9 protein-coding genes are annotated in these 14,894 nt (G+C 50.2%); 2 read left to right on the top strand and 7 right to left on the bottom strand.

The window, feature by feature from the left end; all coding sequences use genetic code 11:
* Positions 1–158: 158 nt before the first annotated feature.
* A complete protein-coding gene (gene gcvP, locus KDK17_RS05810; protein ID WP_257281410.1) occupies positions 159–3,065 on the top strand; it encodes an aminomethyl-transferring glycine dehydrogenase in 2,907 nt (968 codons plus the stop codon).
* 74 nt (positions 3,066–3,139) lie between these two features.
* Positions 3,140–4,258, top strand: coding sequence for a glycine cleavage system aminomethyltransferase GcvT (gene gcvT / locus KDK17_RS05805; RefSeq protein WP_257281411.1), 1,119 nt, complete (start codon positions 3,140–3,142; stop codon positions 4,256–4,258).
* A gap of 43 nt (positions 4,259–4,301) precedes the next feature.
* Here gcvT and KDK17_RS05800 read toward each other — a convergent pair whose 3' ends face one another.
* From KDK17_RS05800 to KDK17_RS05770, 7 genes are all read right to left on the bottom strand, one after another.
* Entirely contained in the window at positions 4,302–5,342 is a 1,041-nt protein-coding gene (locus KDK17_RS05800; protein ID WP_257281412.1) for a DUF2220 domain-containing protein, read from the bottom strand.
* 5 nt (positions 5,343–5,347) lie between these two features.
* Positions 5,348–10,219, bottom strand: coding sequence for a hypothetical protein (locus KDK17_RS05795; protein WP_257287571.1), 4,872 nt, complete (start codon positions 10,217–10,219; stop codon positions 5,348–5,350).
* A complete protein-coding gene (locus KDK17_RS05790; RefSeq protein WP_257281414.1) occupies positions 10,206–11,021 on the bottom strand; it encodes a hypothetical protein in 816 nt (271 codons plus the stop codon). The genes KDK17_RS05795 and KDK17_RS05790 overlap by 14 nt, the downstream gene beginning before the upstream one ends.
* The gene (locus KDK17_RS05785; protein WP_257287570.1) at positions 11,018–12,412 is read right to left on the bottom strand and encodes a hypothetical protein; all 1,395 of its coding nucleotides are present in this window, start codon (positions 12,410–12,412) and stop codon (positions 11,018–11,020) included. The genes KDK17_RS05790 and KDK17_RS05785 overlap by 4 nt, the downstream gene beginning before the upstream one ends.
* Before the next feature lie 138 nt (positions 12,413–12,550).
* Positions 12,551–13,852: an anaerobic C4-dicarboxylate transporter gene (locus KDK17_RS05780; RefSeq protein WP_257287569.1), complete on the bottom strand. Its 1,302-nt coding sequence runs from the start codon at positions 13,850–13,852 to the stop codon at positions 12,551–12,553.
* Between the two features lie 413 nt (positions 13,853–14,265).
* Positions 14,266–14,658 (bottom strand): PIN domain nuclease, encoded by a 393-nt coding sequence (locus KDK17_RS05775; protein WP_257281417.1) that lies wholly within the window; start codon positions 14,656–14,658, stop codon positions 14,266–14,268.
* Positions 14,655–14,894 (bottom strand): type II toxin-antitoxin system VapB family antitoxin (locus KDK17_RS05770; RefSeq protein ID WP_257287568.1); only part of this gene is annotated, 240 nt, incomplete at its 5' end. The genes KDK17_RS05770 and KDK17_RS05775, both read right to left, overlap by 4 nt.

Here is a 14,894-nt window from a genome sequence, read left to right as displayed (position 1 = left end):
CAGACCAATTTGCTGCCGCCGCAGTAGGGCAGTCTATTCTCGGTCAGCCTCCTAGGAGCACACCCATGGGAGCATGGGCCGAGAGCTACGGTTCAGGTGTTTTTAGACCATCACAGGGCTGTCCCATCCACCGACAGCCGTCAGAGAAAGGTAGAAACATGGCTGTTGATAAACAGGCACTCAGCGCTCTGGAACAGAGCAACGCATTTACCGGCCGTCACATTGGCCCGGATCAGGCTCAGCAACAGGCAATGCTGTCCGAACTGAAACTGGAGTCACTGTCTGATCTGATTGAACAGACCGTTCCCAAAGCTATTCGCCCAAACGTTACCTCTGGAGAGAGCCCTCTGGCTGTAGCAGCGGGCAAAACAGAAGTTCAGGCGCTGGAATACCTGCGTGCACTAGCCGACCAGAACAAGGTGAACAAGTCCTACATCGGTATGGGTTACTACAACACCCACATTCCAAACGTTATCCTCAGAAACGTTCTGGAAAACCCCGGCTGGTACACCGCCTACACCCCTTATCAACCCGAAATCTCCCAGGGCCGTCTGGAAGCTCTGCTGAATTTCCAGCAAATGGTTATGGACCTGACCGGCATGGAAGTCGCCAACGCTTCCCTGCTGGACGAAGCCACCGCTGCTGCTGAAGCCATGGCGCTTTGCTTCAGATCAAGCCGTAGCAAGAATCCGATATTCTTTGTTGCTGACGACGTTCACCCACAAACCATCGACGTCATCAAAACCCGTGCTGAGCACATGGGTATCCGGGTAGAAGTCGGCAATCCCGTTACTGATCTGGAAAAACACGACATCTTCGGTGTACAGCTGCAATACCCTGGCACTTACGGACAGATTACCGATGTTGCCAGCATCGTCGCCAAAGCCAAAGAGCAAAAAGCCATGGTGTCTGTCGCCACTGACCTGATGGCTCTGATGCTGCTGAAATCACCCGGCGAACTGGGGGCTGACATTGCCCTGGGCAGCAGCCAGCGGTTTGGTGTTCCCATGGGCTTTGGTGGTCCTCACGCTGCTTTCTTCGCTGCCAGTGAAAAACTGAAGCGCTCCATTCCGGGTCGCATTATCGGTGTCTCCATCGACCGCCGTGGCAACCAGGCTTATCGCATGGCGATGCAGACCCGTGAGCAGCATATCCGTCGTGAAAAAGCGACGTCCAACATCTGTACTGCCCAGGCTCTGCTGGCCAACATTGCTGCGTTCTATGCCGTTTACCACGGGCCACAGGGTCTAAAAACCATTGCCGAGCGCATCCACCGTCTGACCACTATTCTGCACAAAGGCCTGACGACTCTGGGTGTTCAGTGCAACAACACCTTCTTTGATACTCTGACCCTGAAAGTAGGCAGTCAGCAAGAAGCGATCTATAACCGTGCCCTTGAAGCCGGTTGCAACCTGCGTCGCATCAGCTTCGATCAACTGGGTATCAGCATTGATGAGACCACAACAGCGGAAGACATCACGCAGCTGTTCAATGTCATTCTGGGACAGGGTCAGGATCTGGATATCCAGACCATCGACAGTCAGATTGCAGTGTCCGGCCTCAAAGACGAACATCGTCGTACTGATGCCGTCCTGACTCACCCGACCTTCAACAGCTATCATTCCGAAACCGATATGATGCGCTACCTGAAGCGTCTGGAGAACAAGGATTACTCCCTGACCCACGGCATGATTCCTCTGGGCTCCTGCACCATGAAACTGAATGCCGCCGCTGAAATGATTCCGGTGTCCTGGCCTGAATTTGCCAACATCCACCCGTTTGCGCCCAGAGATCAGGTCAAGGGTTATATGACCATGATCAACGAACTGGAAGCGGCACTGGAAGAAATCACCGGTTACGACAAAATCTCCATGCAGCCCAATTCCGGAGCCCAGGGAGAATACGCCGGTCTGCTGGCCATTCGTAACTATCAGGAAGCCAATGACCAGGCACACAGAAATATCTGCCTGATCCCCTCTTCTGCTCACGGCACCAACCCGGCTTCTGCCGCTATGGTCGGCATGAAAGTGGTCGTCGTTGACTGTGACGAGAATGGTAACGTGGATGTTGCCGATCTTCAGGCCAAAGCAGAACAGCACAGTGATAACCTGTCCTGCCTGATGGTCACCTACCCTTCCACCCACGGTGTTTATGAAGAAGAGATTCGCAATATCTGCGACATCGTCCACGAACACGGGGGTCAGGTCTACATGGATGGTGCCAACATGAATGCCCTGGTTGGTATTGCCAAACCCGGCAAGTTCGGCTCCGACGTTTCGCATCTGAACCTGCATAAAACCTTCGCCATTCCTCACGGTGGCGGCGGTCCCGGCATGGGCCCCATTGGTGTCAGAAGCCACCTGGCGCCTTACCTGCCAAACCACTGCGTCAGCCCGATTGAAGGTGATAACGAAGGCATGGGGGCAGTATCAGCAGCGCCATTTGGCAGCGCCTCCATCCTGCCCATCAGTTATCTGTACATTGTCATGTTGGGACAGCAGGGCCTGCAGCAATCCAGTGAAGTCGCCATTCTCAACGCCAACTACATGGCTGACAAGCTGGCTGCTCACTACGACGTACTTTATCGTGGCCGCAACAACAAGGTGGCTCATGAGTGCATTATCGATATTCGTCCGATCAAAGAAGCCTGCGGTGTCACTGAAGAAGACATTGCCAAGCGACTGATGGATTACGGTTTCCATGCACCAACTATGTCCTTCCCGGTTGCCGGCACTCTGATGATTGAGCCGACCGAATCCGAATCCAAAGACGAGATCGATCGTTTCGTGAGTGCCATGATTGCCATTCGCAAAGAAGTTCGCAAGGTACAGGAAGGCGAATGGCCTGCCGAAGACAACCCGCTGTGCAATGCTCCGCACACCATGGCAGATCTGGTAGACAGCGAGTGGAGCCACCCTTACACACGTGAAGAAGCCGTCTTCCCGCTTAAAAGCTCTATCAATGGCAAGTATTGGCCCACTGCCAACCGTATCGACAATGTCTACGGCGATCGTAACTTTATCTGCTCCTGCCCGTCTATCGAAAGCTATCGAGAAAAAGACTAACGTCGTCTGAGAACCAGCATTAAACCGGGGAAACTGCTTCCCCGGTTTCTACACTATTTCAGGGAGTCTTTGTAATGACTGATCTCAAAAAAACACCACTCCATGGCCTGCACCTGGAGCTGGGCGCAAAAATGGTTCCTTTCGCGGGCTTCGATATGCCGGTCCAGTATCCTCTGGGGGTTAAAGCTGAGCACCTGCATACCCGTGCTCAAGCGGGTTTGTTCGATGTCTCCCACATGGGGCAGGTTCGTCTGACAGGCAACAATCCGGCCAGGGCTCTGGAAGCTCTGGTACCTGTCGACATTATTGATCTGCCTGAGCGCAAGCAACGCTATGCCCTGTTCACCAATGAACAGGGGGGCGTGATGGACGACCTGATGGTCACCAACGAAGGCAATAACAGTCTGTATGTGGTTGTCAACGCTGCCTGCAAGGATCAGGACATTGCTCACATGAGGGCTCATCTGCCTGAGGATGTAAAGCTGGAGGTTCTGGACGACCGTGCTCTGGTCGCTATTCAGGGCCCTGAAGCGAAATCTGTTATGGCCCGCTTTGCACCTGAAACAGAAAAGATGGTTTTCATGGACTCTGTTCATATCACCATTGAAGGCGTTGACGTTTACATCAGCCGCTCGGGTTACACCGGTGAAGATGGTTTTGAAATCTCAATCCCGGAAGCGGATGCAGAAAAATTCTGTCGTATGTTGCTGGATCAGCCAGAAGTGGAGTTCATTGGTCTGGGAGCCCGTGACTCCCTGCGTCTGGAAAGTGGACTTTGCTTGTATGGTCACGATCTGGATACAGAAACCACCCCCATCGAAAGCAGCCTGATCTGGGCCATCAGCAAAAACCGTCGTAAGGATGGTGAGCGTGCTGGCGGCTTTCCCGGTGCGGACAAGATCCTGAGCCAGATTGAAAACAAAGACTTCACCCGCAAACGTGTTGGTTTGATCGGCAGCAGTCGTGCACCGGTTCGTGAAGGGACTGAAGTCGTCAATGCCGAAGGTGAGAAGATCGGCGTGGTGACTTCGGGAACCTTTGGACCCACTGTCGGCGCACCGGTTGCCATGGCTTATGTTGCCACTGAATACGCCGCTCTGGAAACAGAAGTTTTTGCTCAGGTGCGCGGTAAAAAACTGCCTATGACTGTGAGTCGTATGCCGTTTATTGAACAGCGTTACTACCGTGGTTGATAAATTAAAGCCCGGTTTTCCGGGCTTTTTAATGAATAAGGAATCAACCAGATTTAAGGCTATTAGACAAAATCATCAATTGATGGTCCTCAATCCCTCCGAGGCAATATTCCCCGATAACACTGCTTTTCAGACACTCCTGATCCAGCCCTTGCGAATATCGACTGACCCCTGCAGCCTTCTGCCCCTCTTTGCCAGCCGCTTTTACATAGGGATGAGAGAAACCTGCTTCCACTTTTTCCACCATAGGCAGATAAAGACGACTCAAACGACATTGTGGATACTGTTGTTGGATTGTTCGGAAAATTTTCAAGCCTTCATGGTCAAGATCTCCCCAGAAAAACAACTCCGGATGATCCAGCAGGGTCATAAGATCCTGTGATGTACCTGCTCTGGAAATGCCCACTACTGACTTCCTGTTTTCAATCACCTGAAGCCAGCCTAATCCGTATCCAAAAGTACTGATTAGTGCCATTTTGAGGTGCAGTCCCAGCTGGATACAAGCCTCAAAACTCTGGGGATTCTCAATCAACAACACCTGCTCCGGCTGTTCAGGAGTGGCAGTTACCACATAACTGACAGGCTTTCTGAACTGGTCAGGATCAATACCAAACTGCTGAAGGCTTCGCTTGCCCAGAGCATTAAGAAGCTTGGATGAACCCAAAAGATACCGGGCGGAAGCCTCATAAGCCGTCATTTGATAAGCTGCGGGCAAATCTGATTTTAACTGGTGCAAACCATCAGCCAGTTTCTGCATGTCTTCCCGGGTCCAGTAAGACAGTGACTCATGGCAAGCAGCCAATGCCAAGCCATCTGAATAGTTGTGCAGAATCTCTCGCCAACACTGTTGAGTTGCCGATTCCGCTGGATTAACCGGACAGGACAACTTCCCATAACGCACATCTTCATGAGAAGAGGTGATTTTACGCTCCTCTGCCAGAGCCTTCAGTATCTCTTCAATAACCAGAAGACTCTCTATACCCAGAGACTTCTGAATCATTTTTGGCGCAGAGCGAGCATTAGTCGCAGTTCTTTTTTTTATAAACCAGTCAAACACTCGTTCCTTGTCTTCTTCAGAGTACATTCAAATTAGCCCCCTTCATGATCCACATGCAGATGGAACAAACTGGCTTCTCCTTTGCCTCGCCCCAAAGAGGCTGGACTGACCAGAACACCCTCCTTCACTGTGACATGCCCTCCCTGCCCCTGAAGACCACCAATCACATTACCCACCAGATAGGTAGGAAAAATGCCCGGGTCGTTTTCATAGTTAGGATTGTGAATCAGTCCCACCATCTGGAATCGACCGCGGGTATTGCGCAGGGATTCCAGGGAGTCCTCAATCAACTTCTTGTGAGAAAGCTTACTGAAGAGGCCGTCCAGAATAATGACCGACTCACTGGATTTACGCTCTTGCCTGCGGTAATGACTGGGGACAGACTTCAGCTCCCGCTCAATGGCAAACTCAGACAGCTTTACCAGCCACATCAGGGAAACCGCCTCGCGCTGGCCTTCGCTCATATCCTCATTCAGGCTGAAGAGATTGCCATGAGGCCTAATAGCATCGTGTTTCAGACGAATACTGATATTGGTAAAAAGCTGACGATAAATCTGACCGCGCAGATTCTGACTCAACTCTTTTCGCTGCTTTTCCTCACTGCCTACAGGCAAGTTCCTGGCTTTACGGGTGCGAACCTGACGCTGATTATCTTCAATTTCCGCCAGCAGGCTTCTAACCAGATGTCGAATGCCCTCTTCAGTAACAATATCCGCCTGAATCACGAAGTATGCATTATCTCCGGTGGACTGTTTGGCAACTCGTTTCAGAATTTTAAGGTTATCTACCGAGTGCATGATGATGCTGGAAAGCCGCTCGTGGAGCTTATCCTCGTAGCCACTCATGGATTCCTGAAGTTCTTCAAGAATTCGCTGGCTATGATCAATCTGCTCATCCAGGGTACTGATCATGCTGGCAAGTTCTTTCAATGCCGCTTCGTCTGCTTCACTCAGCCCTGTCAGACGAGTTTGCTCAGTAGCGTTAAACAATTGTCGCTCATTGTCCTGAATACGAGCCAATACTTCGCGGAAGCCTTTTTCATCCCTGGAATACTCTTTCTCGTGCCGTTCAAGCTCTCTGCTCAGCTCTTTAATGTTCTCAAGTTCAAGCTGCTCTCCCAGAGCCATGGCTGAGTGGCAGACCTGATCCCTGTCGAAAATGTCATTTTGGCTGGCTTGCTGATACTGTTCAGCCTTTTCAAACAGAGCCATCTTTACCAGTTGATCAAGGTCGGGTTCCGGCAGCTCTGCCAGCATGGCTTCAGTGAAATGAGAAAGCTGTTTTAACCAGCGCTCAGCGGTTTCGTCTATTTGGTGTATCGCTTTCAGTTGCTGAGGCTGTTCATCCTGAATTCTGTTGATTTCAGCACTTTTCTCGTCCTGTTCGTCTCTGATTCGATTGATCTGATTTTTGGCATCGGCAATCTGTTTTTTCAGAGCTTTAGTACCACCTTCATCACGGCGAGCACTCAGATAAGCCCTGATGCGATCAAACTTCAAACTGGCCCGGGCCTGAGCCTGCTCCTGCTGCCCCTCTAATGACGCCTGCACGGCCTCTGCATTGGCCATAAATTCAGGGCCACCATCCTGAAGATATTTTGCCAGCGAACTCAACAGTTCCACTTCTCCCGGCTTGTAGATTGCGTTGGCCTGAGCCTTGAGCTGAAAGATCTGACTCTGGTAACTGGCGACAGTTTCCTCACACCGGGCCAGTTGCTCAGTCAGCTGTTGTCGTTTGATAGTTTGCAGCTCTATATCACCCTGCAACTCAGCCAGCCGCTCTTTACCTCCGCCATTGAGGAACTGCTCTGCCTGATCCAGCTTCCGACGGTTTTCCCCATTAAGCAGGCTTTCCAACTGGCTTAGCTGTTTTCCAAGATCATCGAGTTTCGATTCCAGATGATTTAAAGAAACTCCCAGCTCATCAATACAACCACTGCCGCCCAGTTTGAGAAAACGTTCAGCAGAGTGAATGAGCTTACAGTTCTCCGGAGCCAACTGCTTCAGCAATTGCTGCTGTCGGGACTGGTTCTGCTCAAGAGCTGCCAGCTGTTCCGGAAGCTCTCTGTCAGCCTGCTGATCAATGGCCTCAGCCGCTGATTTTGCCAGCCGGACGCTGTCAGAGTCATGGTGATAGAGCTCAAGCTCCCGCTTGACTCTGCCGAGTTGAGCCTGCAATTGTGCCAGTTTATCCTGCAACTGCTGTCTCAGTTCCTCAATAAACTTTGGATTCAACAGAGCACGAACGGCAAGGCTTTCATAACCAATGACAGCACCTAACAGTGGCTGGTTATGGGTCACAGCCATTTGTAATGACTCACGGGTGAAAACCGGTACCGGCTGACGGTTCTGCACAAACAGTTCTGCCGCCTGCATCGCTTGTTCCAAAGAATCCAGAACAGGCGCAAACAGCAGGTTGTGGGCTTGTGCCAGCCATTGAGACCTACGGGGATCGTCGTCTGCAATCAGTTCTGCAATGACTTTGTGGAGTGGCCAATGCTTAATGTTCTGTTCACTCAGGAGCTGTGAGCACTGGACTTCGACAGCGCCGGGGCTAATCGGATCCGTTTTTAAATCATCCAGCTGTCGTTTAATATCGCCGATACGAGAATGCAGGTCACCCTGTTCTGTCAATAAGCGAGGATAAGCTTCTACGGCTTTAACCAACCACTCAGAGGGAACAACACCGGGAAAAAGATGATTGAACTCCTTGTGGTCTGAAACCAGTATTTGCAATTCGCCCACTCGTCTTTCCTGCTGCTCAACCTGTTGATCCAGCCCGTTTTTTTCCTGCCAGAGTTGACCTTCCAGACCTTCAGGCTGCAGGTCAGGATAGACTTCCTGAAATGCATGGTATTGTGGCAGCAGAGAGTTTAACGCCTGCAACTGATTTTTGACTTCTGTCTGCTGCTGGCGGTATTGGCTTTGATTCTCCCTGTGCTGACGCTGCTGCTGCTCAAGCCTGCTGACCAGTCCTGAAATATCCTCATCCGGAAAACATTTCTGTGCGTAATCAAAGCTGCTGCCCAGTCTGCCCATCTGCTGATAATCCGACTCCAGTCCTGGCAGTTTCTGCCCAATGATCTGCAACTGATTATTAAGCTCCCTCTCCTCCCCCTGATATCTGTCACAGAGGCCCTGTAAATCTTGCAACTGGTGATTCAGCTCTTCCAGCTGCAAATCCTTCTCTTCGATCAGCTCAGCCGGAATGGCCTCTTGACCAGGCTCTTTACAATAGTCACGTTGAAACTTCGCCCAACTGTCGGCTAAGCCTTTAAATCTCCCCTGGTTTTCCAGAAACGTTCTGTAGCTGTCCTTAACCGCTTTCAGACGGGTTTGAACGCTTGCCTCTGTTTCATCCGGCGTCTCCAGCTCCTCTTCAGTGAACAGTCCCTCCTGCAGGGCATCGGTAAAGACGGTTTCATTGTCTGTAAACTCTTTGTCCCGATTCACCAGAACGTCGTGATTCTTTTCCAGCTTCCACTGCTTTTCTTTTAGCTCCTGACACTCGGTTTTCAGGGTTTTCAGATATTCCTGATCGGCCAGATAGCTCTCCCGAAACGGGTTGGTATCCAGATCAAGGAACCGGTCTACCGCCTCTTCCAGGGTCTCCAGGCTGTTGATACGGTCTGCATCATCCCTGAACAGCTGCTGACTGTCTTTGAGATACCGGATTACTTTTTCAACGGGGTAAAGTCGCATGGATTTTCCCGCTACCCAACTGGTTTTCGGGCTGTAAACGACGGCTGTCCGGTCATGACGATAACCTGATAACTGTCTGCTCTCCAGATACTCCTCAACCTTACGGGCACCACTGCTGGTGATTTTTGCGAGGGCTGAAAGAGGTACCAGAGGCTCAACCTCACCGGGTCGAATGGCCATTTCAGCGGCCAGCAGTGAGACTGTATCCTGCTCATCCTGACTAACGGGTATTCCAGGCAGCCCATTGCCGGTTATGGTCGCCAGACAGCTGGCCTGTATTTCCAGCTGTTTACGAGCACTGTCGCGCAGGGAGCGAGTTTCGGCCAGCCTGCCCCCGGATCGATCAAGCTCTGCCAGCCGACCTGCCTTATCACGGTTTCTTTGCAGGTCAAGGGACTTCTCATTAATCTTGTAACGCAACTCTGATACACTACGACCGGAATTGATCACCAGATCTTCAATGAACTCTTCTGACTCGTCCGTTTCGCCCTGGCTGGCGCCCGCCAGAATCTGTGGTGCCAGCACTTCATAAAAAAAGGCCTGATCCGCTTTTTCACCGGGGCGGGGTTTTATGGCATTAAATATCTGGCTTTTATCGGCTCCCCCTTCTTTCTGAAACGACGCCAGCTGCTCCAGCTCCTTGCGGCTGATATGCAGACTGATGGCATCCAGCCAAGACTCCCGGTCTTTGGGTCGTTCCGGCTTTAATTGTCGAAGGGTCTGCTGGAAGTGCTCATTACTGAACAGTTGCAGCTTGTTGTCTGCAGTGATACTACTGACAGGGAGTTGCTCAAGTCGGCCCTGGAAAAAATAGAAACCTGAATCAGTATCGCTGTGTCCGTACATACCGAAAACCCACTGCTCAGTACCGCCCACGCTATCGCCTGCTGCTGCCAGTATGTCGGGCTGTCCAACATGACTGGACGAATAACTGAACTCAACGCGAACATGCGTCCATGGACGCCCATCCCTGGAAGGTGACATCTTGCGACGGGTCTTGCGCATCAGGCTTCGATCTCGCGACAACATACCTATCAGAGCATCGGACAAGGTCGTCTTACCAAAGCCGTTTTCCATATTCATGGCTGTGGACTGACCACGTAAGTTCAACATCAAATGACGCATTTTAGCGTCCCACGGACTACTGATATCTCCGTGTTTGTTCAGTAGGCTGGCGATTTCAATACGATTAATGACGGACATCGACAGGCTCCTGCACGATCTGTTTTTCCTCTTCCAAATGACGCTCTACAGGCAGGATAATCCGCTGTGCTATGTCTTCAGGAATCAGGTGCCTCAGGTGATTCAGGCCACTCTGTTCCACTTCCAGGGCACCCAACAGCGTTTGTTGAAATATATTCTTGCCCTTTTCGCTCAATAGACTGGCATCCAACAGACTTTCAACAAAGTTCCGAACCCGACGGGGAATATCTTCACCTTTTTCTGTCAGAAGAATGGCAATCTGCCGGGGCAGCTCCTGATCCTGCTGTCCTCCACGACGCAGTGTTTCCAGATGCGTTTTCAGGGCATCAATCAGCTCATCCTGACTGAAAACCGCATCCTGATAGAGACTGACATCAGACAGGGCCCGGTTATTACGGGTATAGAGCAGTCCCAGCATCAGCATCCATATATGGATAAACCAGACTGCTGTCGTTTCCTGGGAATCATTTCTGATTCTCAGTTTCTGAAGCAACTGCTGCTGACTGAACATGACTGGCAGCTCTGCCTGGGGGTGTCGAAGCAGCAAATAAATCTGCCCGCCCGGCGGAATCCCCGGATAGTCAGCGCTGTCATAGATGGCCAGTTGCAGTCCCTGACCACTCAGAAACGAGCGAAGCTGCTGCATCTGCTCTTCATCAGCATCCTTCAACAGGGAACAGGCATCTCTCTCAGAAATCAATCCGCTCTGAGAGGAGCGACGCCGACGCTCCTGGGGCTGACTTTCAGCGATCCTGTGGCGAAGCAGAAAAGCATAGACTTCGCCCATTTCCGTCATATTCATGAATGTACTTTCCCGGAACGATTGGAATCTTGTGTCATAAGAACAGGATTATCACCATGTAAGCGACGACCATCCTGTAACTGAATATTGAGACCATTGTGATCAATCGCTACGGTCAGGCCGGACTGCAGCTGCTCGGTATCTACGAACATATTGATCAACTGAGGCAAAAAGTCTTCCTTCTGTCCGCGTTCTTCGTGAGTGTGCCAGCCATTACAGATAGCTTCCCCCAGCGACAACGGGCCTTCCAAAAGCCGTTCTCGAATGGGCTGAGCAAAGAGATTAAGAAATCGTTGCAGCATCAGAGACTCAGCACTCTCGTCTTGAGAGTCTTCATACACCAGGCTCCTGGCACTGTTATCCGCTCGCTGGTTGTCCAATATGCCCCGAAAGTCACCAGGCGCAGGCAAGTTCACAGCCACACCAAAAGGAGCCGTCTGGTTAAAGACAGAGGTCAGCAAATCCATAGCAGGAGGATTCCAGGCCAGGTTCAGCGCAGCCTTCTGAAAATCAATGACACCCATGCTCTGGATTCGACCTTCAGCAATATCTCTAAGCAGATCGGTCAGACGTCGATTGAGATTCTCCAGCGCATTGAGAATTCGGCTGAATGACTGGTTGATCATGGACAGATCCCATTCCAGCTCTTGCTGTGCTGCCCACTGGTAGAAGCGATCCTGAATTTCCGGACGAAGAAACTGATTCTGGCAATCCATCACCGTCGCTTGAATATTTCGTGCCGCTGTTCCGTAGTGCTTGCGATTGCTGCGAAAGGACTCGAGCTTGCCTTCCAGGGCTGGGTTTTCCCGGATACGTCGAATCTCCTGGGTCAGTCCGCGTATGGCGAGCAGAATAGAATCACAGATATCAGGTATCCGGTCAAAGTCACTGCGGGCAATTGCAGAAACAATTTTGGCCGCATCATGCTCGCTGTAGAGAATGTCATCGACCTGCCTTGATAAGGTGACGCTCTGCCTGCCCGCCTGGGAAAGCCGAATGTGGCCAATCTGCGACTGTTTTTCCAGCAGTGCGGTTCCTTTGGTGCTGGCTATAACAGTGCCTTCCTGCTCACTGCGTTTGCGGAAATAAAGTTCACTGGGGGTACTGAGGACATTGGCGACGTAAGCCAGATCCTCTGTCCTCAACTCAGGAATCTGCGGCTGTAAATAGTTCAGGCAGCGAACCTGAGGAATGTATTGACCGTTTGTGCGGTAGTCTTCCTCAAGCAGGAACTCCAGAAGCAGGCAGGCAATATCGAGCCAATACCCATCACCGATTCCGGGGCGAGTCTCTGCTGAGACATTGATATTTCCTGAATGCCTTTCGTGATTACTGTCGTGTAAATCCACAAGGCGCACGGTGGATGACAGTAGGTGAATCCATGGAGTCATGCATTCTCCAACTTAACTAAAAGCCGTTAATTATAACTGGAAATAATAACGCAGATACAGATTGTCCGATTGAGGAAAACAGGTTTAGAACAAATAAAGAATGGCCTGCCTGAACAGGCAGGCCGGAATGATCAAAAGTTAAACAATCATTGGAGCAAAAGCAAAGCCAAAGGCAACACAGAGTGCAATACAGAGAGTGCCCGGAATAAAGAATGGATGGTTGAAGACCAGCTTACCGATACGGGTAGACCCGGTTTCATCCATTTCTACGGCCGCCAGCAGTGTTGGGTAAGTTGGCAGAACGAACAGAGCGGATACTGCTGCGAAAGAAGCAATAGCGGTGACGGGATCAACCAGAGCCAAAGCCGCAGGCATCAGGGCTCGAGTGGTAGCAGCCTGAGAGTAGAGCAGCATGGAGGCGAAGAAGAGAGTAACCGCCAGCAGCCATGGGTAGCTGTTCAGAACATTACCCGCCAGAGCCTGGATAGAATCAATGTGCGCCCCCACAAAAGTATTACCCAACCAAGCAACACCCAATACGCAGACACAGGCACTCATACCGGACTTGAAGGTCTGGGCGTTGAGAATTTGGCCAGAATCAATATTGCAGAAGATAGTAATCAGACCCGCCGCAATCATCATAAACACCATGATGGCAGAGTCGCGGGGCAGAACAGGATTTGCAATCAGACTTACATTACCGCTGATGGCAGTAGCGTAAAGCACCACAGCCAAAATACTCAGAGCAAAAATGGCGACCGAGAGGCCCGCCCCCTTCCTGCCACCCTGACGTTCTCTAGTCTCACGCAGGGTAATCAGACCGGCTTTTAATCTGTCCTGATAAATAGAATCCTTGTCCAGATCCACTCCCATGAAGTTACAGATAACAGCGGTCAGCATAACGGCAGCATAAGTAGTAGGAATGCAGATAGCCAGCAGCTCCAAATAACCGATGCCGTAGGGCTCTAGAAAGCCACTAAAAACAACGACCGCCGCAGAAACAGGTGACGCAGTTATGGCAATCTGGGAAGCAATCACAGCGATACTCAGTGGGCGAGATGGGCGAACACCGTTTTCCTTAGCCACTTCTGCAATCACTGGCAGAGTAGAATAAGAAGTATGACCCGTGCCTGCCAACAGAGTCATAACATAAGTCACAGTCGGTGCAAGGAAGGTAATATACTTTGGCTTACTGCGAAGAATTTTCTCCGCCAGTTCAACCAGATAATCCAGACCGCCAGCCACCTGCATGGCAGCCACTGCTCCGATCACAGACATAATAATCAAAATTACATCTATGGGTATTGCCCCGGGTTGGAGCCCAAGGCCCAGTGTCAGTAACAGCACCCCCATACCACCGGCAAAACCAATACCGATACTACCCAGTCGTGCACCAAGAAAAATGGCTCCAAGTACAACCGCTAACTGAACCCAAAGCATGAAGAGTTTCCCCTATGTACTAATACTGCTTCCGGCAGGCAATGACAGTGTCACCACCTGACATGAAAAACCTTAACATTAATATGTTAACCTTTTAACACCAGAAAAATAATTAGTTATCATGGCAACTTTTTACGGTTTACCGAAACACCTTCCCGCATTACCTGTTGGATGGAAGCTTTGCAGACTTTTATCCATCCTGTAGTGATTCTCAATAATCCTGATATAAAAGGAGATGGGTGGTAAACCCAATAACTGCTATTTTTACGGCATTATTGAAGAAAATACTAAAAACGCAAATAACTGACTTGTCGGCTATTCAGAGCAGAATGGTTTTGACTTTTAGCAAGTTGAGCGCATCCCTCCACCCATCGCTGCCATTAGCGGCGTAACTGAACCAGAAATTATGTTTCTTAGTAGGCTGATTTCAGGCCTAGAAACTCAGAAAAAGGTTTAAAATCTCTATCAAAGTACAGCAGCCCCATTTTTCGCTCGATGCAAAATGAAGCAATAATCACATCGTTGGTTTTTCGAATCGTTATTCCTTTTTTACGCAATGTACGGTAGTTATTTGCGCATTTAAAAATCATGTCTGACCCAAACATGGAATATTGATCGAGTAGTGATAATTTAGTTTTTACTTTTTTAAACTGCTTTTCGTCTTTAACGCCTTGGAGGATCTCTAAAAAAATCAGATCGCCCATTGCGAGCGTTCCCTCAACGAGACAATCATCCAAGAGGTCTGTTTGAGGGGTGATCTGCCCGTTAAGGTAGTCAATCCAAACGCTGGTGTCTGCTAAGATCACTCATTATTCCTCATTTCATCTAAATCACCTTCCCAAGTGATCTTACCTCGTAAACTTCTTATCGATTGCTGCTCGCTGCGTTTCACCAACAGCTTAAGCCCCTGTTCCACGACCTCTTTTTTGGTATCTAAACCTGTAGCCTTTAAAGCTTGCGCCATTAGATCATCGTCAATTACTATATTTGTACGCACATTGCACCTGTGTGTATAATTTCTTAATGTATACACATTATAGAT

The organism is Endozoicomonas sp. SESOKO2 (assembly GCF_024606245.1).
In the GTDB taxonomy this organism is placed as follows: domain Bacteria; phylum Pseudomonadota; class Gammaproteobacteria; order Pseudomonadales; family Endozoicomonadaceae; genus Endozoicomonas_A.
This window is presented reverse-complemented; position numbering and strand designations above follow the sequence as displayed.

What these genes read in the sequence shown, in the direction of transcription:
- gcvP (WP_257281410.1), top strand. Translation starts at nt 159, where the DNA reads ATGGCTGTTGATAAACAGGCACTCAGCGCTCTGGAACAGAGCAACGCA.
- gcvT (WP_257281411.1), top strand. Translation starts at nt 3,140, where the DNA reads ATGACTGATCTCAAAAAAACACCACTCCATGGCCTGCACCTGGAGCTG.
- KDK17_RS05800 (WP_257281412.1), bottom strand. Translation starts at nt 5,342, where the DNA reads ATGTACTCTGAAGAAGACAAGGAACGAGTGTTTGACTGGTTTATAAAA.
- KDK17_RS05795 (WP_257287571.1), bottom strand. Translation starts at nt 10,219, where the DNA reads ATGTCCGTCATTAATCGTATTGAAATCGCCAGCCTACTGAACAAACAC.
- KDK17_RS05790 (WP_257281414.1), bottom strand. Translation starts at nt 11,021, where the DNA reads ATGAATATGACGGAAATGGGCGAAGTCTATGCTTTTCTGCTTCGCCAC.
- KDK17_RS05785 (WP_257287570.1), bottom strand. Translation starts at nt 12,412, where the DNA reads ATGACTCCATGGATTCACCTACTGTCATCCACCGTGCGCCTTGTGGAT.
- KDK17_RS05780 (WP_257287569.1), bottom strand. Translation starts at nt 13,852, where the DNA reads ATGCTTTGGGTTCAGTTAGCGGTTGTACTTGGAGCCATTTTTCTTGGT.